20 protein-coding genes are annotated in these 20,339 nt (G+C 59.8%); 10 read left to right on the top strand and 10 right to left on the bottom strand.

What is annotated here, in order from left to right; genetic code table 11:
• The first annotated feature begins 59 nt into the window (after window positions 1-59).
• The 6 genes from R0125_RS10685 (at window position 60) to R0125_RS10660 (ending at window position 7,489) form a co-directional block, all read left to right on the top strand.
• Window positions 60-1,139, top strand: a complete 1,080-nt coding sequence (locus R0125_RS10685) for a TRAP transporter substrate-binding protein (protein WP_317238154.1) — start codon at window positions 60-62, stop codon at window positions 1,137-1,139.
• A gap of 109 nt (window positions 1,140-1,248) precedes the next feature.
• The gene (potA, locus tag R0125_RS10680) at window positions 1,249-2,373 is read left to right on the top strand and encodes a spermidine/putrescine ABC transporter ATP-binding protein PotA (RefSeq protein WP_317238153.1); all 1,125 of its coding nucleotides are present in this window, start codon (window positions 1,249-1,251) and stop codon (window positions 2,371-2,373) included.
• Complete coding sequence (gene potB, locus R0125_RS10675; RefSeq protein WP_317238152.1) at window positions 2,366-3,223, top strand: spermidine/putrescine ABC transporter permease PotB; 858 nt, start codon at window positions 2,366-2,368, stop codon at window positions 3,221-3,223. Before potA ends, potB begins: the two co-directional genes overlap by 8 nt.
• Window positions 3,220-3,993 carry a spermidine/putrescine ABC transporter permease PotC gene (gene potC, locus R0125_RS10670; RefSeq protein ID WP_248183262.1) on the top strand — a complete coding sequence of 258 codons (774 nt, stop codon included), beginning with the start codon at window positions 3,220-3,222 and terminating at the stop codon, window positions 3,991-3,993. Before potB ends, potC begins: the two co-directional genes overlap by 4 nt.
• On the top strand, window positions 3,990-5,030 hold the full coding sequence (locus tag R0125_RS10665; RefSeq protein ID WP_317238151.1) for an extracellular solute-binding protein: 1,041 nt from the start codon (window positions 3,990-3,992) through the stop codon (window positions 5,028-5,030). The genes potC and R0125_RS10665 overlap by 4 nt, the downstream gene beginning before the upstream one ends.
• Before the next feature lie 161 nt (window positions 5,031-5,191).
• A complete protein-coding gene (locus tag R0125_RS10660; RefSeq protein WP_317238150.1) occupies window positions 5,192-7,489 on the top strand; it encodes a diguanylate cyclase in 2,298 nt (765 codons plus the stop codon).
• Between the two features lie 20 nt (window positions 7,490-7,509).
• On the opposite strand, the gene R0125_RS10655 is transcribed toward R0125_RS10660, so the two are convergent.
• The 6 genes from R0125_RS10655 to dctP form a co-directional block, all read right to left on the bottom strand.
• Window positions 7,510-8,292 carry an alanine/glycine:cation symporter family protein gene (locus R0125_RS10655; protein WP_317238149.1) on the bottom strand — a complete coding sequence of 261 codons (783 nt, stop codon included), beginning with the start codon at window positions 8,290-8,292 and terminating at the stop codon, window positions 7,510-7,512.
• 19 nt (window positions 8,293-8,311) lie between these two features.
• The gene (locus R0125_RS10650) at window positions 8,312-9,895 is read right to left on the bottom strand and encodes a hypothetical protein (RefSeq protein ID WP_317238148.1); all 1,584 of its coding nucleotides are present in this window, start codon (window positions 9,893-9,895) and stop codon (window positions 8,312-8,314) included.
• Between the two features lie 83 nt (window positions 9,896-9,978).
• Window positions 9,979-10,422, bottom strand: a complete 444-nt coding sequence (locus R0125_RS10645; protein WP_248183270.1) for a universal stress protein — start codon at window positions 10,420-10,422, stop codon at window positions 9,979-9,981.
• Between the two features lie 33 nt (window positions 10,423-10,455).
• Window positions 10,456-11,742, bottom strand: a complete 1,287-nt coding sequence (locus tag R0125_RS10640) for a TRAP transporter large permease (protein WP_248183271.1) — start codon at window positions 11,740-11,742, stop codon at window positions 10,456-10,458.
• Window positions 11,743-11,775: 33 nt separating this feature from the next.
• A complete protein-coding gene (locus R0125_RS10635; RefSeq protein ID WP_248183274.1) occupies window positions 11,776-12,369 on the bottom strand; it encodes a TRAP transporter small permease in 594 nt (197 codons plus the stop codon).
• Between the two features lie 104 nt (window positions 12,370-12,473).
• Window positions 12,474-13,505, bottom strand: a complete 1,032-nt coding sequence (gene dctP / locus R0125_RS10630; protein ID WP_248183276.1) for a TRAP transporter substrate-binding protein DctP — start codon at window positions 13,503-13,505, stop codon at window positions 12,474-12,476.
• Window positions 13,506-13,749: 244 nt separating this feature from the next.
• Between dctP and R0125_RS10625 the strand changes: the two genes are divergently transcribed.
• On the top strand, window positions 13,750-14,211 hold the full coding sequence (locus R0125_RS10625; protein ID WP_317238147.1) for an META domain-containing protein: 462 nt from the start codon (window positions 13,750-13,752) through the stop codon (window positions 14,209-14,211).
• Here the strand turns inward: R0125_RS10625 and R0125_RS10620 are convergent.
• Window positions 14,195-14,719, bottom strand: a complete 525-nt coding sequence (locus tag R0125_RS10620; protein WP_317238146.1) for a YqiA/YcfP family alpha/beta fold hydrolase — start codon at window positions 14,717-14,719, stop codon at window positions 14,195-14,197. The two genes, R0125_RS10625 and R0125_RS10620, sit on opposite strands and share 17 nt — an antisense overlap.
• 146 nt (window positions 14,720-14,865) lie before the next feature.
• Here R0125_RS10620 and R0125_RS10615 point away from each other — a divergent pair, with 146 nt between their 5' ends.
• On the top strand, window positions 14,866-15,420 hold the full coding sequence (locus R0125_RS10615) for a glutathione peroxidase (protein ID WP_317238145.1): 555 nt from the start codon (window positions 14,866-14,868) through the stop codon (window positions 15,418-15,420).
• A gap of 3 nt (window positions 15,421-15,423) precedes the next feature.
• Here the strand turns inward: R0125_RS10615 and R0125_RS10610 are convergent, their stop codons facing one another.
• The 3 genes from R0125_RS10610 to R0125_RS10600 are packed head-to-tail and all read right to left on the bottom strand — an operon-like array spanning window position 15,424 to window position 17,884.
• On the bottom strand, window positions 15,424-16,407 hold the full coding sequence (locus R0125_RS10610; protein ID WP_317238144.1) for an LLM class flavin-dependent oxidoreductase: 984 nt from the start codon (window positions 16,405-16,407) through the stop codon (window positions 15,424-15,426).
• A 30-nt stretch (window positions 16,408-16,437) separates the two neighbouring features.
• Window positions 16,438-17,067: a metallophosphatase domain-containing protein gene (locus tag R0125_RS10605; protein WP_248183284.1), complete on the bottom strand. Its 630-nt coding sequence runs from the start codon at window positions 17,065-17,067 to the stop codon at window positions 16,438-16,440.
• 40 nt (window positions 17,068-17,107) lie between these two features.
• The gene (locus R0125_RS10600) at window positions 17,108-17,884 is read right to left on the bottom strand and encodes a crotonase/enoyl-CoA hydratase family protein (RefSeq protein ID WP_317238143.1); all 777 of its coding nucleotides are present in this window, start codon (window positions 17,882-17,884) and stop codon (window positions 17,108-17,110) included.
• Window positions 17,885-18,000: 116 nt separating this feature from the next.
• Here R0125_RS10600 and R0125_RS10595 point away from each other — a divergent pair, with 116 nt between their 5' ends.
• Both R0125_RS10595 and eutC read left to right on the top strand, forming a co-directional pair.
• Entirely contained in the window at window positions 18,001-19,401 is a 1,401-nt protein-coding gene (locus R0125_RS10595) for an ethanolamine ammonia-lyase subunit EutB (RefSeq protein ID WP_317238142.1), read from the top strand.
• The gene (gene eutC / locus R0125_RS10590) at window positions 19,398-20,237 is read left to right on the top strand and encodes an ethanolamine ammonia-lyase subunit EutC (RefSeq protein WP_317238141.1); all 840 of its coding nucleotides are present in this window, start codon (window positions 19,398-19,400) and stop codon (window positions 20,235-20,237) included. Before R0125_RS10595 ends, eutC begins: the two co-directional genes overlap by 4 nt.
• Window positions 20,238-20,339: the final 102 nt, after the last annotated feature.

Genomic DNA, 20,339 nt, shown 5'->3' with positions numbered 1-20,339 from the left:
GTAGTTGGCGGGCTACTATGGTCGGGATTCCAGGAACCTATCCGATAACAGGTAACACCATGCCAACCCTTACTCACCGCAAATCCTATTTTGCGGCTATCGCGCTGCTGCTGTCGATGGTCAGCACCTCACTGATGGCAGACAAGACCTACACCCTACGGCTGGCCGAGACCTGGGGGCCCAATTCACCGATCCTGGGGGATACACCCCGCAGCATGGCCGCCATGGCTGAGAAGATGTCCGCCGGGCGCCTGAAGTTCCGTATTGATTCCTCCAACAAACACAAGGCACCCTTCGGGATCTTCGACATGGTGCGCCAGGGTCAGTACGACATGGGGCATACCGCCTCCTACTACTATAAGGGCACGATCCCCAACGCCATGTACTTCACCACCGTGCCGTTCGGGATGCTGGCGCCTGAACAGTATGCCTGGTTCTACTACGGCGGTGGCATGGAGCTGATGGAAAAGGTTTACCAGCCCTACGGTCTGTTGTCTTTTCCCGGCGGCAATACCGGCAATCAGATGGGCGGTTGGTTCCGCAAGGAGATCAACTCCCTCGAGGACCTGAAGGGGCTGAAAATGCGCACCCCCGGGTTTGCCGGCGAGGTGATGTCGGAAATCGGTGTGGCGGTCACCAACATTCCACCCGGCGAGCTCTACACCGCCCTCGAGCGCGGCACCATTGATGCACTGGAGTGGGTGGGGCCGGCACTGGATCTGCCCATGGGCTTTCATCAGATCGCGGATTATTACTACTCCGGCTGGCAGGAACCCGGGGCGGAGGTTCAGTTCCTGATCAACCAGAAAACCTGGGATAGCCTGCCCGAAGACCTTCAGGAGATTCTGCGGGTGGCCATGCGTACCGCGGCCTACGACATGTACAGCCAGAGCACCCACATGAGCGCGGAGGCCTGGGACCGCATGAAGGAAGACTACCCCGATGTGACCCACAAGACTTTCCCTCCGGAGGTGATCGAGGCGTTGCGGGAGGCCACCGACAAGCTGCTGGCGCAGGAAGCGGAGAACGACCCGCTGGCGAAAGAAATCATCACCTCCCAGCGTGACTACCTGCGGAAGGTGCGCAAATGGACCAACATCTCTGACAAGGCCTATCTGAACAGCATCGCTACCGACTGATCAGGGATTGCTGAAAAGGGTGCAGTGGCTGCTTACAAAAGCCTGCTGTGCCCTTTTTGTTTGCAGTGGTTTCTGGAAAAATAGGCCGCTCATTATTGAGGCAGGGCCGATGAAACAGACACTGCTGTCATTGCAGGGCGTCAGCAAGGTTTTTGCAGACAAAACCGTACTCGATGGCCTGGATCTGGACATCTACGATGGCGAGTTCATTACGCTGCTGGGACCGTCCGGTTGTGGCAAAACCACATTGCTGCGCCTGATGGCGGGTTTCGAGCAGGCTGACGCCGGTCGTATCCTGCTTGGCGATAACGACATCAGCCATGCGCCTCCGGAACATCGCCCGCTCAACACCGTCTTCCAGCATTACGCCCTGTTCCCGCACATGACCGTCTTCGACAACGTCGCCTACGGCCTGAAAATGGAAAAGCGGCCGAAACAGGAAATCCGCGAGCGGGTCGAAGACGCCCTGGCCATGGTGCAATTGGGTGACTACGCCCGCCGCAAGCCCCACCAGTTATCGGGCGGTCAGCAACAGCGTGTGGCGATTGCCCGCGCGGTGGTCAAACGGCCCCGGCTGTTGCTGCTGGATGAGCCGCTGTCTGCACTGGATTACAAACTGCGTCGCACTATGCAAGTGGAGCTCAAGCGTTTGCAGCGGGAACTGGGCATCACGTTCGTTTTCGTGACCCACGATCAGGAAGAGGCGTTGTCCATGTCGGACCGGGTGGTGGTGCTGAAGGACGGTGTGGTTCAGCAACTCGGTACGCCGCGTGAAATCTATGAACGCCCGGCCAACCTCTTTACCGCCCGTTTTGTGGGGGAAACCAATTTGTTCCCCGGGCGCCTGAAGCAGATAACCGACAGCGCAATCACCGTGGACGTGTTCGGTGTGCACAGAACCCTGCGCAGACCGGATTTTTCCGTGGCTGATGGTCAAAGCGTACACGTGCTGCTGCGCCCTGAAGACATTCGTGTGCTGGAATCGAACGCCGATCATGGTCTGTCTGGCAAAGTGGTGGAGCGGAATTACAAGGGCAGCACCCTGGATTCGGTCATTCACCTGGACGATGGTACCGAGGTGCTGGCCAGCGAATTTTTTGACGAGGATGACCCGGCATTCGATTACCGCCTGGGCGAGCCGGTCAAGGTGAGCTGGGTCGATGGCTGGGAATGGCTGCTGCCGGAAGAAGTTGGTAAGGCGGTGCCGGACGGGGAATGGACGGCCGATGCATAGCGTGCGGCAGCAGCCGTTCAAAACCGCGGTGCTGGTCCTGGTCTGGGGCTGGCTGCTGTTCCTGGTGCTGGCCCCGAATCTGCTGGTGGTCGGCGCCAGTGTGACGACACGGGATCCGGTGTCGTTTCTGTCGCTGCCTCTGAATCTGGACGCCTACCGCCAGCTGTTTGATCCTCTCTACCTGGAGGTGTTTCTCCATTCGCTCTTCATGGCGGCGATGACCACGCTGGTGTGCCTGCTGATTGGCTATCCTTTTGCCTGGGCATTGTCCAGGGTGGGCAAGCAACGGCAGCTGTTGCTGATTTTCCTGCTCATTGTGCCCTTCTGGACCAATTCGCTGGTGCGCACTTACGCCCTCAAACTGATCCTCGCCACCAACGGACTGCTGAACAACGGGTTGATGTCCCTGGGGCTCATCGATGAGCCGTTGCAGCTGCTGTATACCGAAGGTGCGGTGATTGTCGGACTGGTGTACCTGTTGTTGCCGTTCATGATTCTGCCCCTGTACTCGGTGTTTGATGACCTGAAGCAGGAAGTGTTGCTGGCGTCCCACGACCTGGGGGCAGGGCGCCTGTCCACTTTCATTCACGTGATCGTGCCGCTTACGCTGCCGGGCGTGCTGGCGGGCGTGATGCTGGTGCTGCTGCCGGCCATGGGTCTGTTCTTTGTACCGGACATCCTTGGCGGCTCGCGCCATCTGCTGGTGGGTAATGTCATCAAGAACCAGTTTCTTGATGCCCGCAACTGGCCGTTCGGTGCGGCCGCCAGCATCGTGCTGACGGTGGCCATGGCGTTTCTGATGTTCGCCCACCGTCTCAGTAAGCGGCGCCTTGGCGAGGAAGGCCCGTGACACACCGATGGTTGCCGCGCACCTACCTTACGCTGGTTTATATCCTGCTCTACGTGCCGATCGTGGTGCTGGTGGTGTTCTCGTTCAATGAATCCCGTACCGGATATGCCTGGGAAGGGCTGAGCCTGCGCTGGTACGAGGCGCTTTTCAATAACCGCGCCATGGTAGCGGCTATGTGGAATTCGATCTGGCTGGCGCTGTCGGCGGCCACGGTTTCCACGGTGATCGGTGCGCTGACCGCCCTGGCGTTGCATCGTTACCGGTTTCGGGGCAAGAAGCTGCTGAACGGCATGCTGTTTGTGGTGATGATGTCGCCGGAGATTGTGCTGGCGATTTCCCTGCTGGCGCTGTTTTTGCTGGTCGGCCTGCAACTGGGCTACGTGTCCCTGTTGCTGGCGCACGTGACCTTCTGCCTGCCGTTTGTGGTGATCACCGTGATGGCCCGCCTGAGCGGGTTTGACGACAGCCTGCCGGAGGCAGCGCGGGATCTTGGCGCGTCCGATTTCACCATGACCCGCACCGTGCTGATACCGGTGATCATGCCGGCGTTACTGGCAGGCTGGCTGCTGGGGTTTACACTGTCTCTCGACGATGTGGTGGTCAGCACCTTCGTGAGTGGCCCCAGCTATGAGATTCTGCCGCTGCGCATCTATTCCATGGTGCGTGTGGGCCTGAAACCCGAGGTGAACGCCCTCGGCACCTTGCTGCTGGTGTTTTCACTGGTCATGCTGATGTTGTCTCAATGGATTCTGATAAGGAGCAAACGATGAAAAAACTGGCGCTGGCCGGCTTGCTGGCTGTGGGACTGACCGGCTGCAGTTCTGAAGAGCCGCAGGTTCTGAGCCTCTATAACTGGTCCGAGTACATGCCCCAGGAGGTTCTGGACCGCTTTACCGAGGAGACCGGTGTCGAGGTTGTCTACACCACCTATGACAGCAACGAGGCAATGTATGCCCGCCTCAAGTTGCTGGACGACAGTGCCGCCTACGACCTGGCGGTGCCCTCAACCTACTACGTCAGCAAGATGCGCCAGGAAGACCTGCTGATGCCTATCGACCGCAGCAAGATCGAGGGCTTCAACCGGCTTGACCCCGAGCTGGTGAACCTGGACATCGATCCGGATAACCAGTTCTCCGTTCCCTATCTCTGGGGCACCACTGGCCTCGCGGTTGATACCGCCGATGTTGAGGGTGAGCCGGTAAACGCCTGGCAGGACCTGTGGGATGACCGCTTCGAGGGTCGGGTCATGCTCACCAATGACATGCGGGAAGTGTTCCATGTGGGCCTGCGGGTGCTGGGTTATTCCGGCAACAGCACCAACCCGAAGGAGATTGAGGAAGCCTACAAGAAGCTGTCGGAGTTGATGCCGTCCGTGCGCACGTTCAACTCCGATGCGCCACGGATGCCCTACCTGGAGGGCGAAACCGATGTGGGCATGATCTGGAACGGTGAGGCGGTGATGGGCAAGGACACCATGGGCGCGTTGGAATACGTGTACCCGGAGGAAGGGGTCATCGCCTGGCTCGACAGCTTTGTGATTCCGAAGAATGCCCGCAATCCGGACGCCGCCCACCAGTTCATCAGCTTTGTATTGCAGCCCGAGATTTCAGCGCTGATCAGCGAGGACATCGGCTACGCGACGCCGAATCTGGAAGGCCGTGAGCTGCTGGACGATGCAGTGGCGGGCAATCGCGCCAGCTATCCGACACCCGAGGACATGGAAAACGCCGAGTTTCAGGTGGATATCGGAGACGATGCTTTGCAGGTGTACGCAAAATATTGGGAGATGCTGAAATCCGGCCGCTAACAGCCACGAACGTGTATTAGTTTGCAAAGAGCGGAGGCCCGAGGCCTCCGTTTTTTTGTCTGTCGCGCCGTGCACCTTGCGGATTGTCCGTTTGGGCCGTATCAACGGGGAGTGGTCTATAATCAGGGCAGACCGCCAACCTATTCAGGGTCTCCTTGCTGATGCCACCGTCAAGCCTGCCACGCCTGATCGTCCCTCTCCTGCTGGCATTCTGTCTGTCTGGCCAGGTGCTTGCTGCATCACAGCCTGTAACCGAGGGCTGGGAATATCGCTGGGGCGACTCTCCCTTTACTCCCGCCGGTGTCCCGGAATGGGTGCGAGACGAAACACCGGGGCAATGGCACCAAATCGGCTTCCCCTCCAATCCGCCCGGGCGGGCCGGGCGTGAAAACGTCTGGTTTCGGGTGACCCTTCCTCCCGGTGACTGGCAGGAGCCGGTGCTGTACATCTTCAGTGTGGACCTGATTGTCCAGGTATATCTGGACGGAGAGCGGATATACCAGCACGGCACATTTGACGAGGTAGGGCGGGGCCGGTTTGAGGGCTGGCCCTGGCATGAGGTCCCGTTGCCGGAAGGTTTCGAGGGCAAGGAGCTGTATTTCCGCGTGTTTTCCAATTACACCGATATCGGCCTGTGGGGGGAAGTGTCGGTCATGGATCGGCCGGATCTGGTGCTCTATATCCTTGGCAATTCCATGGAAGCGCTGATTATCGCCGGATTTTCCGCCCTGATCGGGCTGCTGGCACTGTTCTTCGCCATCCTCCAGGCTGAGAAAAAGAGCTTCGCCAGCATCGCCCTGTTTGCCTTTTCATCGGGCCTCATGCTGGTGGCGGAAAGCCAGGCCAGCCTGCTGGTTTGGAATGCCCCGCTGGCCTGGGATTACCTCGCGGCAGGGTCTTACTACCTGTTGCCGGTGGCCATGGCGCTGCTGCTGGAACAGTGGTTCGCCGACCAACGCCCGTGGCTGATCAATCTGGTGTGGAAGGTCCATTTTATCTACCTGGCCGGGGCTCTGGGGCTGTCCGCGGTGGGCGCCATCAATCTGTCCTCCACTTTTCCGCCGTTCGATCTGTTGTTCCTGGTGTCTCTGGTTACCATCAGTGTGGTGGTGATTAAGCGGTTTCGGGATCTGGCGATAGAGCGGCAGATCATTTTGCTGACCTACGGTATTTTCTGTGTGTTGCTGATCCTGGACATGGCCGTTGCCCACGGCTTTTTGCCCTGGGGTCGGGTGCCGGTAAGCTGGGGCGCCCTGGCGTTCTCGCTGTCGGTGGTGATCATTTCGCTGGTGCACTATGCCCGCAATCAGCACGCCCTTCACACCCTGAATGTTTCTCTCGAAAAGCAGGTCACCGAGCGAACCCGCAAAGCGGAATCTCTGGTGCATCGCGAACAGGCCCGGGTCCGGTTGCTGACCTTCGAGAACGAGAAGAACCGGGTGCTGAACGACATCATTGCCGGCTTGCAGGACTGCCTCAGCCTGAATCAGGCGTTCAATTACCTGTCCCGGGTCATGCCGGATCTGTGCAGCCCCCTGCGCGGCGCACTTTACCAGCGGGTGGATGACGGCAGGGCGTACGAGCGTTTGAACTACTGGGGTTATGCCCGGGAAATTCCGGATTTTGCCCTGATCCTCGACACCACCGAGGGCGTCCCGGAGGCAACAACGCTGCCCTCAAGATACCGGACATTCCCGGAGGATTACGAAGACGACAAACGCGCCGGACTGAAGGGCTCGGTGTGCCTGTACCTGGATGTCCAGTCCGCCAGTGAGGGTATGCTGACGCTCGGGTTACTGATGGTGGAGATTCCTGATGATTTCTCTTCCGAGGGCGCTGATTACGGAGCGGCCCGCCTGTTTCACGCGCTGGATCAGGGCATGCAACGCATCAGCATTACCCTGTCCAGCATCAGTCTGCATGAGGAACTCCAGAAGTACTCCTACGAAGATGCGCTGACCGGGCTCAAGAATCGGCGTTACTTCAATCAGTTACTGGAGCATGAAGGTGCGGTGGCCGAGCGCAGCAAAGTGCCCCTGGCGTTGTTGATCGTGGATATCGACCATTTCAAACGCTTCAATGATACCCATGGCCACGAGGCCGGCGACAGCGCTCTGAAAACCGTTGCCTGCGTGCTGTTGCAGCAGTTCCGTGACAGCGACGTGGTCTGCCGCTTTGGCGGTGAAGAATTTGTGGTGATCATGCCAGGCGCCAGTTTGGCGAGTGCGCGGGACAAAGCCGAGCGCCTTTGCCGGGTGTTGCGGACGACGCCGGTACAGCACGGTAGCAGGAGCCTGGGTTGCGTTACTCTCTCGGTTGGTGTGGCTGCCTGGCCCGAATGCGCGCACAATCCGGACGCTCTGCTGGGGCTCGCCGATAGCGCGCTCTACAAAGCCAAGGAAGGTGGTCGCGACCGGATTGAGGCGTGTCCGACAGACCTGCCCGCCCGTCTGGAGTGACGGCGGGCAGATGGATGACCTCAGTGCCAGATATCGCTGTCGATTTTCTCGTGCAGCTCCGGATAATCCTTCGAACGGAAGTGCGGCACCGCGCCTTGCTTGCGCTGGGCGAGGTAATCCCGGGTCAGCTTCACCACCGTGCCCGAGAGCAGCACAATGGCCACCAGGTTGATCGCTGCCATCAGCCCCATGGAGGCGTCAGCGGTATTGAACACGGTAATGACGGCCTCGTAACCGCCCCAGATCACCATGCCCAGTGCCGCCAGACGCAGGACCGTTACGCCGAGCGTATTGCCACCTTTCAGATAATAGAGCGCATTTTCCGCGTAGGTGTAGTTGGCCACGATGGATGTAAAAGCAAAGAACAGAATGGCCACGGCAATGAAGTAACCACCGAAATCGCCAAGGTGGGCTTCCATTGCCTCCTGGGTCAGTTGCGTACCGGTGACGCCGGAACCCGGTTCCAGCACGCCGGAGAGCAGAATCATGACCGCGGTGGCGGTACAGATGATGATGGTGTCGACGAACACCCCGAAAGCCTGGACCAGACCCTGGGATGATGGGTGATGAGGTGCCGGCGTGGCGGTCGCTGCAATGTTCGGCGCTGAGCCCATGCCGGCCTCGTTGGAAAACAGCCCCCGTTTGATGCCGTTCAGCATGGCGGCAGTGACGGAGCCGGCCGCGCCGCCGGCCGCTTCCTCGAGCCCCAGGGCGCTTTTCACAATCAACATCAGAATGCCCGGCACCTCGGTGATGTTGATGGCCATAATGCCCAGCGCAACCAGAACATAGGCGCCGGCCATGGCATCCGCGCGTGGTTCATCAGTGCGAAGGGAAGGCGGTCCAGCCGGTTAACCAGCTGCTTTGCAGGCGTGGGTTGAGGGCGCCAACCCAGGAGGCAGACTCATCGAAGAATTCCGATTTCGGAGGCGTTTTTGCCGCCATTTGTCTGACCTGGCCGCGGGAAAAGAAGTTCGGATTGACCGGGTCGCGGGCGGTAACGTGCAGGGCACTGTCGAGGCGTCTGGCGTTACCGTTGCGGGCATCCGTCAGCCAGCGATTCTCGCTGAAGCCGAAATCGTCGTTGCCGCTGCCGGATTCGTCAGAGTCTCTGCCGAGGTTGCCGGTGTTGGCAATCATGTTGTGGGAGAACGTGAGGGTGCCATTGTTGACCAGGGTCGCAACTTCGTCCCTCAGGTCGACGGCCTCGATACCAAAACTGTCCACGATCATGTTGTGGAAGTGCCCGCCGGTACCCTCGCGAAGCACCGTGCCGCGGTGGGTTGTGGCGGTTTGCCCGGTTCCAGCCAGGGTCACGTTGTAGAACACCGGCTCGGAGCGCGGCAAGGCCTGATGATCGTTGCCGTTGTTGTCCCCCTCGAAGGCATTGTCACCCACGTCACTGTGCTGCTGCACAACAAGGAACTGAACCCGCCCGGTCCAGCCCCAGTCCCAGTCTATGCTGTCGTCCGCAGCGCCGGTGACCACAATGTTCTTGAGGTCGACGGAGCCCCCAAACATCTCGATGCCATCGTCCAGGGCCCGGTGGACCTGAACATTGCGGACGATGGTGTCACTGCCGCAGCCACCCAGGGTCAGGCCGTTGAGTTCATTGTTCTGGTAAACCTCGAAGCCCGCGAATTCGATTCGGGTGTACTCGATGACCCCGCAACTGTGGCGCGGATCCTTGCCGCCAAATTGACCACGTGCGTCCTGTTCCGAAACGCCCTCGATTGACGCGCCGGGCTGGTTAACCGGTGCTTTGCCGAGAACGACCACCCCGCCCCAATCGCCTCGTGAACGCTTCCCTTCAGGCTGATTGCTGGTAAAGACGACCGGGCTGTCCGGGCGACCGCGGGAAAACAGCTTGCTGCCGCTGTTCACAATCAAGGCCGAACCATTGTTGCCTTTCACGGTGACGCCGCTCTCAATGGTGAGTTGGGCATTTTCGACGAAAATCGGTTTTTCGAGAATGTAGGATTTTCCGGACTCCCACACCGTGTTGGCAATGATGTCTTCATGCACGCGGACCGTCTGAGGCTCAAAAGCGGTGAACCCGACGATTGCGATAACACCGGCGACAGCGCCGGGCGCCATCCAGACCAGATTGCGGCGGAACCAGGAGTGATCGCGCGTCGTTGACTCGGGGGGGGTGATTTGCGCAGTTGAAGTGGTGGCAGTTGCCATCAGGGGTGCGCCGGTGTCTTCGGCACGGATCTCCTCCGCCAGTCGCTTCAGTTTCTCGGAGCCGGCGCCCTCAACACGACGCAGGACATCGCTCCGGTACCCCGGTTCCCGCAACAGATTATTCAGATGAACAAAAGACACACCGGGGCATTCGCCCTTGTCTATCAGGCGCTTGAGGCGCCAGAGTTTTTCCACCAGCAGAGATGAACGATCCGACATTGATACAGCTCCAAAAACACATGTCGGACCGTTTCTACCGCGTCAGTGTGACGTCTGTGTTACGAGTGGGCTATCGGGCCCCGCTACACCACCAGTACCGGGCATTTGGCATGGGAAGCGACCCGGTGTGACACGCTGCCCAGCAGCATGCCGTCTTTGTCGCTGTGGGTGCCGCGGGTGCCTACCACGATCAGATCCGCCTCTTTGTCCTCTGCGAATTTGACGATCACCTTGGACGGGCGGCCGCCTTTGACGAAGCCTCGCACTTTGGTGGCTCCATGGTCCTTTGCAAGGTCCTTGGCGTGGTTGACCACGCCTTTGGCGTAATCCGAGAGCACTTTGTCGGGAATGTCGAGCTCAACCGGGCGTTCGATGGACAATGACGCTTCGAACAGGCTGTGATGCTTGAACACGCAGAGTATATAAATCTCTGCATCCGGCATCAGTTTCTGCAGCGCAATGGCTTTGTCCAGCGCTTTGAGCGAGGTTTTCGAACCGTCCACAGCAACCAGCATTTTCTTGAACATGGCTTTCTCCAATTGGCTATGGCCCTATCCCCGTCAATCCCGGAAGGCAAGATCCCTCAGGAACAAGGCAATGTCCGGGAAGGCGATGATCAGCCCGGCCGCGGTCACCAACATGAAAATGAACGGAGGTGTGCCCCGGATCACCTCCAGGTAGGGGCGCTTGAAAATGGCGATGGCGGTGAAAATATCGCAACCAAACGGTGGCGTCGCCGAGCCGATGGCCACCTGCAGCGTGATCAGCACGCCCACCAGTACCGGGTCGAGCCCGGTGGACTGAATGGCGGGAGCAAAGATCGGCGTCAGAATGAGTATGACCACGATCGGATCAACGAACATACAGGCGATGAAGAAGGCGATACAGATCGCGACCAGCACGCCTACGGGACCGGCATCATTGACCCCGACGGATTCCAGGATCGCCTGGGGAATCTGGGCAAAGGAGATGATCCAGGAAAAGCCATTGCCGACCGCGACCAGAATGAAGACCACCGCCGTGATCAGGCCGGTGGATTTGGCGATGCGGTAGATGTCAGGCAGTTTCAGGGAACGGAAAACCACAAATTCCAGCAGGAAGGCATACAGCACACACACCGCGGCCGCTTCCGTGGGGCTGAAAATGCCGCCGTAAATACCGCCAACGATAATGACCGGGAAGAAGAGCGGCCAGAGAGCATCCCGGACGGACACGGCCCGTTGCGTCCAGGTCGCCTTGTCCTCCGTTGGCACGTTGTTCTTATAGGCGTAGATCAGGCAGTAAGCAGAGAACATCAACAGGATCAGCACGCCGGGTCCGATGCCGGCAATAAACAGTTCGGCAATGGAGGTGCCGGACACCACCCCGTAGATGATCATGCCGATGCTGGGTGGAATCAGGAAGGCAATGTCGCTGGAGTTGATAATCAATGCCAGGGTGAACGGATCGGAGTAACCCGCTTTCAGCATTTTCGGCCGTAGCGGCGAACCCACAGCGACAACGGTAGCCTGGGTAGAACCGGACACCGCGCCGAACAGTGTGCAGGACGTGGCGGTACTGATCGCGAGGCCGCCTTTGAAGTGACCGATAAAGGCCATGACCATATTGATCAGGCGATCTGCGGACTGGCCTCGGGTCATGATGTCAGCGGCGAGGATGAACATGGGGACCGCGATCAGCGAGGCCGGCCGGATACCCCCCATCATCTGCTGAATGAAGGTGCCCATCTGACCGAAACCATCAAACATCATTACAAACCCGACCACTGCACCGGTGATCAGTGGGACCATCATCGGGAAGCCCAGCAGCAACAACCCGACCATGACCAGCATCATTATAGTTGCCATGTTTTTATCCTTTCTGATTTGAGTCTGCGGGGGTCAGACTTCCGATTCGGTGTCTGCATAGCCATCAACCACGCCAGTTGAGAGATAGACGTCATCACTGGTGATGTTTTTGACCGCGGTCAGCAAATACTGGATCCCGGTAATGGCGAAGCCGATCGGCGCCCAGACGTAGATCCACCAGATTTCGAACCCGAGTGCTGGGAGGATGCGGCCACGGCTGTGCAGCGTTTCCACGTAACCAAACGCGTGATAGCAGAGAAAAAACATGACCACCGACGTGAACAGGGCAATAAATATCATCAGAACCTTGCGGCCTTTGGCCGGTATGGCGTCGTACACCGCTGACATGCGAATGTGTCGACCGTGCCGGGCTGCGTAGCCAATGCCGGCAAAGGTGATCAGGATAATGAGGATGCGGTTGATTTCTCCGGAAAAGAACAGGCCTTCGCCAAAGACAAAACGTGCGATTACATTGATACAGGTATTGATCGCCATCAGGATCACGCCAGCCGCCAGCATGACAGCCTCTACCTTGCTGATGAACACATCAATGGTTCCCAGAAACCCGGGCAAGCCGGACTCGTAGCTACCGGTGTCGTCTTCTATCTCCGGGGATTTCTCGGACATGGGTTCTGCTCCAGAACATGTCGCTCCCGGCCGGAAGGAGGTCCCCGGCGGGGCGGGGTGAAACGGATTCCCGCCGGCGTACCGGCGGGAATGGATGGCGAGGTTCAGTCGTCGCTTTGCACTTCTTCAAGATCTTCCTTGAATTGGGCCAGCAGTTCCTTGCCGCGCTCTCCGGTCATCTCGATGAACTTTTCTTCCACCTGCGGCGCACGGGCCTTGAAAGAGGCGATCTGCTCATCATTCAGGCGGGTCACCGTGACCTCGTCACTGGCTTTCTGGATTTTCCCCAGAGCCTCATCGGCAAGCCCGTCGATGTGCACAATGATTTCTTCGAAGGCAAAGTCGGCAGCGTCCTGAACCAGCTTTTTGTCTTCATCGGACAGGCCTGCGTAAAAGTTCTGGTTGGCCATCATGGCGGTGGTGAACCAACCGTGGCTGGTGAATACCAGGTTTGGAGACACTTCGTACAAACCACCGGACTCGATCCAGAAGATCGGGTTTTCCTGACCCTGGATCATGTTGGTCTGCAGTGCACCGTACACTTCGCCCCAGGGCAGGGGGGTGGGGGTGGCACCGAAGGCGGAATAGGTCTCGGACAACAGCGGGTTGGTCATGACCCGGATCTTCTTGTTGTTGAAATCCTCGGGGCTGGTGACCGGCTCATCGACAGTGACGACCATCTCACCTTCCGGATACATCTGCAGAAGCTCAAGGCCCTTCTCGGCATAGAGTTCCGGGAAGTCCTCGTTGATCGCTTCACTCTCACGGAAGAATTTGATCACCGTTTCCATGTTGGTCGGCATCAGATAGGGAATGAAGAAAATCTGCGCTTCCGGAATCAGCGAACCGGTGAAGCCCGGCGACTGATTGACGAAATTGAGAATGCCGGCCTGGGTCTGTTCCATGATGTCGTCAGACTCACCGAGTTCCCCGAAACGGAAAATCTGCAGGGTGTGGTCGGAGTTTTCCTCAATGTATTCTTTGAATTTGTAGGCGAAGACATCCTGGACATCACCCTCGTATTCCTCGTGGGCATAGCGCCAGTTGGCGGCGTTCACCGAGTTCGCCGCGGTCAGGGCTGCGAAAGCGATCGCGGATACACCGGCCAGTTTTCTGAATTTACTCAAGCTGCTCATCGTGTTGTCTCCGTTTGATTTTTTCGCTGTAATTTCTTGTTACATTATTAAAGACTGGCAAATCAAACCGAGTTTCGCAAGAAATTGGCCAATTTAGCCGGCTGGTAAGTCACACTTTAAAATGGTTTTGGCGGGCCGCATCATGGCGCGCTCTGGTGGTGCGGTACGTAGCGTTTTGGTGCGACCGGTCGCCTCGTTGATTGCTATCGCATTGGATAATGCGCACACAGTGGAGGATGGACTCATGGATACATTCTGGAATCGCGCCCGCGGGCTGGTGGCTGTTGTGGGACTCGTCCTGCTCACCGGCTGCGTGTCTCAGCCGATGCCCGGAGAGGGGGGCTTTGAGGCGGAAGTGCCGCTGACGAACACTTACTGGCAATTGCATGCGGTGGCGGGTGAACCGGTGGCCGACTCCGATGCGGCCAGCGAAGCTCACCTGATTTTACGGGACGATGGTGTGGTGAACGGCTTTGGTGGCTGCAACGCGTTTCGCGGCGAGTACGAAGTGATCAACAACCGCAATCTTGTCTTCAGCAGTATGGCGAGCACCCGCCGTGCCTGTCAGAACAGGGACAATCCGGAGCGGGCACTGTTTGCCGCCATGGCCAGCACCGCCGGGGTTCAGATGGGTGCGCGCCGCTTGCATCTGCTGAACTCCGAGGGCGAGACGTTGGCGGAGTTCGTCGCTACACGCCAGCCCTGATCAGGAATTGGCGGAATTCAGCCACGACCCGGTCAAGGCTGTGCTCCAGGCGGTGGCCATCGGCCAGCATCAGAATGGGCAGTGCCTGTTGTTGTGCCAGGGCAATTACCGGCATCACCGGGACCACGTCGTCGTCCCAGCCGTGAATGATCTGTGCGTGGTCGGCAACAATCCTCGGGCTGGACTGGGGGTAATCGGGCAGAGCCAGTGCCGGGGCGAGCAAAAAGCAGCCGAGCACAGGTTGCTCGGAGCTGGTTTGCGCACACACCCAGCCGCCCATGCTGGAGCCGGCGAGAATGGTGCGCTGCGGAACGGCTCCAGCCTGCGCCATGGCGTGACGCATTTGTGCCAGCCGGGTTGCCGGATCCTTGCTGCTGCGATGGTCGACCGCCTCGGCGATCACCCCGGGAACGTCCTCTGCCGCAGCTTTCATGGCCTGGATCTTGGTGCTCCCCGGACCACTCTCCAGGCCATGGGACAGGAAAACGTGGGTGGTGCGCTGAGTCATGGCTAAAGGTCCCTGTTTCAGACGAGATACGATGTTCAGGCATCATGCTGCTGCCCGCCAGCGATGTCCAGACAGCGGGCTGTGACCTGTTTTCATCGTGTCCCCGTAACACTTCAGACTTATCACAGCAGCAGGCAGGAACGGTCATGGTCAGGTTATCGGGTTGGTTGACAGCACTGGTGTTCTTGGCGCCAGGCATAGCCGTTGGTGCAGAACCGCAGCAACGCGAATGCCCCGCGTTTCTCGATCATGATCAGCGCAAACTGCATTCCCGTGACACCGTGAACCTGTGCGATGTGGCGGCCGGTAAGCCGATGCTGGTGGTCAACACCGCCAGCCGATGCGGTTTTACCGGACAATTCGAAGGGCTCGAGGCGTTGCACAATCGGTACCGGGAGGAAGGGCTGGTGGTGGTCGGCTTTGCCAGCGATGATTTTCGTCAGGAGGCTGACAGCGAGGAGGAAGCCGCCAAGGTGTGCTTCGTGAACTTCGGTGTCACTTTCACGATGATTGCCCCGGGTGCCGTCACCGGCGCCGACGCCAATCCGGTGTTCAGCGCCATCAACGCCCAGAGCCAGCCGCCACGCTGGAACTTCACCAAGTACCTGCTTGATCGGGAAGGTAACGTAGTGGCGTCTTTCCCCAGCCAGGTGCGCCCGCAGGATACCCGGCTGACCTCCGCGATCGAAGAGCTGCTGTAGCGATCAGGCCCGTCTCAGGATATCCAGGGCGTGACGTCTTTTCTGCGGGTCGTAAATGTCAACGGTAAACATCAGCTCATCCACCTCGATCGTGCTCAGTAACCGGTCCAGTTGCTGTTTTGCTGACGCCGGGCCACCGAGAATCTGCAACGACAGAAAGTCCCGCACACTGGCTTCCTCACCTGCATTCCACAGGCCGGCCATGGTGTCCACCGGCGGCTTCATCCACAGCGGTTGGCCCCGGAACAGCGCCAGAATGCGCTGGTAGCTGGTGGTTGCCAGCCATCGGGCTTCCTCGTCGGTATCGGCGACGACGGCCGGAACAGACAGCATGGCGTAAGGTTCCTGTAGCTGTTCCGAGGGCTGGAAATGATCGCGGTAGACCTTCAACGCCTCACGATACAGCCGCGGTGCAAAGTGACCGGCGAAGGCGTAGGGCAGGCCCCGCATGGCTGCCAACTGGGCACTGTAGAGGCTGGATCCGAGGAGCCAGATCGGCACGTGGGTGCCGGCACCGGGAATCGCTTTGACCGGCTGCCCGGGCTGCAGCGGCCCCAGCAGAGTCTGCAGGCGGGCGACGTCTTCCGGGAACTGCTCGGCCCCGAGTCCGTCACGCCGCAACGCCCGGCTGGTGATCGGGTCGGTGCCGGGTGCGCGTCCGAGGCCGAGATCAATGCGCCCGGGGTAGAGGCTCTCCAGGGTGCCGAACTGCTCGGCAATGACCAGTGGCGGATGATTCGGCAGCATCACCCCGCCGGAACCGACCCGCAGCCGCTCGGTTTTGCCCGCAATGTGGCCGATCAACACCGAGGTGGCCGAACTGCTGATGCCCTCCATATTGTGATGTTCGGCCAGCCAGAAGCGGCTGAACCCCAGCTTTTCGGCGTGCTGGGCGAAGGCCACGCTGTTGGCCAGCGTGGTGCCTACGGAATCACCCTCACGGACGGAGGCCAGTTCCAGCAGCGAAAGGGGCGGGCGTTGCGGCATGGTGTGCTCCGGTGGCATCGGGCCTGGGGTTTACAGGTCGATCACGATGGGTGGATTCAGCGGTTTGAAGGCGCCGGTACAGGTGCTCGCATTCACGTAAAGGCACTGGCCGATCTGGTGCTGACCAAAGCTCTCATGAATGTGCCCGAAAATATGGAGCCTGAGGTTCAGGCTTTCAACCGTGTCGGCAAGATCGTTACAGCCGACACTCTGAAAACCGGTGCCGGTCGGAACGGCATCCAGGATGCCGGCGGGCGGGCCGTGGGTAATCAGCACATCGGTGTCACGGGGAATCCGGGACCAGCGCTCGGCCATGGCCGGGCCACGGTCCAGATTGAACGCCCAGTTGAAGAACACCGGGGTCCACGGGCTGCCCCAGAATTTAAGGCCGGCCAGCTCCAGCCCTGTGTCCTGCAGATAGTGGGCGTGGCGCACCAGGGCACGGGCGTCCTGGGGTTCGTCCTGGAAACACCAGTCGTGATTGCCAGCGATCAGAATCTTGTGAGTGTGGGGTTGTTCCGCAAGCCAGTCATCGAGGTCTTCCAGCTCCTCCAGCGTCCCCACGCCGAGGCAATCGCCGGAATGGATCAGGATGTCTCCCTCGGGCACGTCAATCTGTCGATGCATGCTGTGGGTGTCGGAAATACAGACCAGCCTCATGTATGGGTATCCGCCTGGCGATGTGGGTGGAAGGTCAGTTTCAGAACTGACCGTGACGACCGGCACCGTTCTTGAACCTTTTTGCGCCTTCAATGGACTCCTCAAAAACTACAGGGTACCCCGCGGCTCCCTCGGCAACCAGTGCGTTGTGCAGTTCCAGATCCCACTGGCGCAGGGCCGAGGCCCGGTCTGCCAGCAGGCAGCGCTGGGGAAACGCGGCCAGTTCACGGGCAAGAGTCCGGGCGCTGTCCAATGCCTTCCCATCATCAACCACCCGGTTGGCCAGACCCATGGCAAGGGCTTCCTCGGCCTGCACCGGCCGGCCGGTCAGGATCATGTCCATGGCGCGGCCGTGGCCGACGACTCTTGGCAGTCGTACGGTGCCACCATCGATCAGCGGCACGCCCCAGCGCCGGCAAAACACACCGAACACCGCGGATTTTTCGACCACCCGCAGATCACACATCAATGCCAGTTCCAGCCCCCCAGCCACGGCATAACCGGAGACCGCCGCAATCACCGGTTTGCTCAGTGTCATGCGGGTGGGGCCCATCGGTCCGTGGCCGGTGCCGTGGGGATCGATCTCGTTGCGGCGCTCGGGGTCGTCCATGGCTGCCAGGTCCGCGCCGGCGCAAAAGTTTCCACCGGCACCGCAAAGAACCGCTACTTTTAAAGCACGGTTTTCCTCGAATTCGGTAAACGCCCGGCGCAGCGCACTGGCGGTGGGGCGGTCCACGGCATTGCGCTTGTCAGGGCGATTGAGGGTGATGGTGAGAACGCCATCATCCACGGAGGTCAGCACGGGTTGGTCAGTCATGGTGGATGTCCTGTTGATCAAAAGGGAGTGGGGCAGAACCGTTACACCAAGATAGCACCAGACGGTGGCATAACCATTGCGTGAAAAAAGAATACGATGCGAAGTGAGGGCGAGGCATGTACCGATACACCCTGGGTGTTCAGACCTGGCAGTTTCAGACGCTGGCAGAGTTGATGGCGAAGGCAACACCTGCCCGCTCCGGTGACCGCCTGGCCGGAGTGATGGCGTCTACGGCGGAGGAGCGGGTGGTGGCGCAGATGGCGCTGGCGGAGCTGCCGCTGAACACCTTTCTGAATGACGCGCTGGTGCCTTACGAAAGCGATGAGGTCACCCGACTGATCCTGGACGAACACGACAAGCATGCGTTCGCGCCCATCGCCCATCTCACGGTGGGTGACTTTCGTAATTGGCTTTTGGGCGATCAGGCAACACCGGAGGCGCTCGCAGGCATCCGCCAGGGCATCACCCCGGAAATGGCCGCCGCCGTCTCCAAGATCATGCGTAATCAGGATCTGATTCTGGTGGCGTCCCGTTGCCAGGTCATCACCGCGTTTCGCAACACCATCGGCACTCCGGGCCGGCTCTCGACCCGATTGCAGCCCAATCATCCCACCGACGACATCACCGGCATTGCCGCCAGCATTCTTGATGGCCTGCTGTATGGCAGCGGCGATGCGGTGATCGGTATCAACCCGGCTACCGACAGCGTGGCCCAGAGTGTGCGGCTGATGAAGATGATGGACGAAGTGATCCGCCAGTACGACATTCCCACCCAGTCCTGTGTCCTGACCCATGTGACCAACACCCTTGAGGCCATCGAACAGAATGCACCGGTGGATCTGGTGTTCCAGTCCATCGGTGGCACCGAGGCCACCAATCGCAGTTTCGGTTTCGACCTGGCGACCCTGGCAGAAGCACAAAGCGCCGCGCTGTCATTGCAGCGCGGTTCGGTGGGCAACAACGTGATGTATTTTGAAACCGGCCAGGGCAGCGCCCTGTCAGCGAATGCGCACCACGGTGTTGACCAGCAAACCTGCGAGGCCCGGGCCTATGGGGTGGCGCGCAAGTTTGATCCGTTGCTGGTGAACACGGTGGTGGGCTTTATTGGTCCGGAGTACCTGTACGACGGCCGGGAAATCACCCGCGCCGGCCTGGAGGATCATTTCTGCGGCAAGCTACTGGGTCTCCCCATGGGTTGTGACATCTGCTACACCAATCACGCCGAGGCCGACCAGAATGACATGGACAACCTTTTGACCCTGCTCGGCGTGGCGGGCTGCAATTTCATCATGGGCATTCCCGGTTCCGACGACATCATGCTGAATTACCAGACCACGTCGTTCCACGATGCGCTCTATCTGCGGCGGGTGTTGAACAAGCGCCCGGCGCCGGAGTTCGAGCAATGGCTGGCACGGATGGGGATATTCCGCGACAGCCGCGGACAATGGCCCGCTGACACCCTGCCGGAGGCCTTCAGCGCGAGCCTGTCCCGTCTGCCGGAAGGAGATGACCAATGACCGATTCAACGCCGGAACTGGTGACGGATAACCCCTGGCGCCACCTGCGGGCCTATACCGATGCCCGGATTGGTCTTGGCCGTGCCGGCACCAGCTTGCCGACCCGCGAGTTACTGGCATTCCAGCTGGATCACGCGCGGGCCCGGGACGCGGTGCACCTGCCGCTGGATACCGGGGCGTTGCTTGAAGCACTGACGACCCTGTCGGCGGCCCGGGGCCTGCCGCCGCCGCTTTTGCTGCACAGTGAGGCGGCGGACCGGGTCACGTACCTGCAACGCCCGGATCTGGGCCGACGTCTTGATGCGACATCCTGCAAACATCTGGATCGCTCCGGGCACACCCACCAAAGCCCGGTAGATCTCGCGCTGGTGGTGGCCGATGGGCTGTCCTCGCGGGCGGTACAACAGAATGCGGTGCCACTGCTGCAGGCATTTCTGGCGTTGCCTGAGTTGGCGCCTGCCGGCGGGCAGCGGGCCCCTCTGTGCGTGGTGACCCAGGCGCGGGTGGCGATCGGTGACGACATCGCGCAGCGGCTCAATGCCCGTTGTGTGGTGGTGCTGATCGGCGAGCGGCCCGGGCTGAGCTCGCCCGACAGCCTGGGCCTCTATCTGACCTGGGCGCCGCAACCGGGGCTGACCGATGCCAACCGCAACTGCATCTCCAACATCCGTCCTGGCGGCCTGGATGTCGATGAGGCCAGCCGGCGGTTGCGGTATCTGCTGAATGAAGCGCGTCGCCTCAACCTGTCCGGAGTCGGGTTGAAGGATCGATCCGCCCAGGCCGTGATTGAACAGGGGTACGGCAATTTTCTACTGAGGCCGCGGACGGGTGGGTAACAAGGGAGAGTGCTGTCATCAAACTGTCACGACTCAGTGCCATGATCAAAACTTCAGGACGATCTGTAGGGTTTTGAAAATCGTGTTTAAGCTTTAACCGGG

Origin of the sequence: Marinobacter sp. M-5 (assembly GCF_032911545.1) — a bacterium.
Lineage (GTDB): Bacteria > Pseudomonadota > Gammaproteobacteria > Pseudomonadales > Oleiphilaceae > Marinobacter > Marinobacter goseongensis.
The sequence above is the reverse complement of the archived record's forward strand: the minus strand, read 5'-3'. Positions and strand labels throughout refer to the sequence as shown.

Coding starts and splice junctions, on each gene's coding strand:
- potA (WP_317238153.1), top strand. CDS start 1,249: ATGAAACAGACACTGCTGTCATTGCAGGGCGTCAGCAAGGTTTTTGCA.
- R0125_RS10625 (WP_317238147.1), top strand. CDS start 13,750: ATGGATACATTCTGGAATCGCGCCCGCGGGCTGGTGGCTGTTGTGGGA.
- R0125_RS10645 (WP_248183270.1), bottom strand. CDS start 10,422: ATGTTCAAGAAAATGCTGGTTGCTGTGGACGGTTCGAAAACCTCGCTC.
- R0125_RS10610 (WP_317238144.1), bottom strand. CDS start 16,407: ATGCCGCAACGCCCGCCCCTTTCGCTGCTGGAACTGGCCTCCGTCCGT.
- R0125_RS10605 (WP_248183284.1), bottom strand. CDS start 17,067: ATGAGGCTGGTCTGTATTTCCGACACCCACAGCATGCATCGACAGATT.
- eutC (WP_317238141.1), top strand. CDS start 19,398: ATGACCGATTCAACGCCGGAACTGGTGACGGATAACCCCTGGCGCCAC.
- potB (WP_317238152.1), top strand. CDS start 2,366: ATGCATAGCGTGCGGCAGCAGCCGTTCAAAACCGCGGTGCTGGTCCTG.
- R0125_RS10600 (WP_317238143.1), bottom strand. CDS start 17,884: ATGACTGACCAACCCGTGCTGACCTCCGTGGATGATGGCGTTCTCACC.
- R0125_RS10660 (WP_317238150.1), top strand. CDS start 5,192: ATGCCACCGTCAAGCCTGCCACGCCTGATCGTCCCTCTCCTGCTGGCA.
- R0125_RS10615 (WP_317238145.1), top strand. CDS start 14,866: ATGGTCAGGTTATCGGGTTGGTTGACAGCACTGGTGTTCTTGGCGCCA.
- R0125_RS10640 (WP_248183271.1), bottom strand. CDS start 11,742: ATGGCAACTATAATGATGCTGGTCATGGTCGGGTTGTTGCTGCTGGGC.
- R0125_RS10655 (WP_317238149.1), bottom strand. CDS start 8,292: ATGGCCGGCGCCTATGTTCTGGTTGCGCTGGGCATTATGGCCATCAAC.
- R0125_RS10650 (WP_317238148.1), bottom strand. CDS start 9,895: ATGTCGGATCGTTCATCTCTGCTGGTGGAAAAACTCTGGCGCCTCAAG.
- R0125_RS10635 (WP_248183274.1), bottom strand. CDS start 12,369: ATGTCCGAGAAATCCCCGGAGATAGAAGACGACACCGGTAGCTACGAG.
- R0125_RS10685 (WP_317238154.1), top strand. CDS start 60: ATGCCAACCCTTACTCACCGCAAATCCTATTTTGCGGCTATCGCGCTG.
- R0125_RS10595 (WP_317238142.1), top strand. CDS start 18,001: ATGTACCGATACACCCTGGGTGTTCAGACCTGGCAGTTTCAGACGCTG.
- R0125_RS10620 (WP_317238146.1), bottom strand. CDS start 14,719: ATGACTCAGCGCACCACCCACGTTTTCCTGTCCCATGGCCTGGAGAGT.
- R0125_RS10665 (WP_317238151.1), top strand. CDS start 3,990: ATGAAAAAACTGGCGCTGGCCGGCTTGCTGGCTGTGGGACTGACCGGC.
- dctP (WP_248183276.1), bottom strand. CDS start 13,505: ATGAGCAGCTTGAGTAAATTCAGAAAACTGGCCGGTGTATCCGCGATC.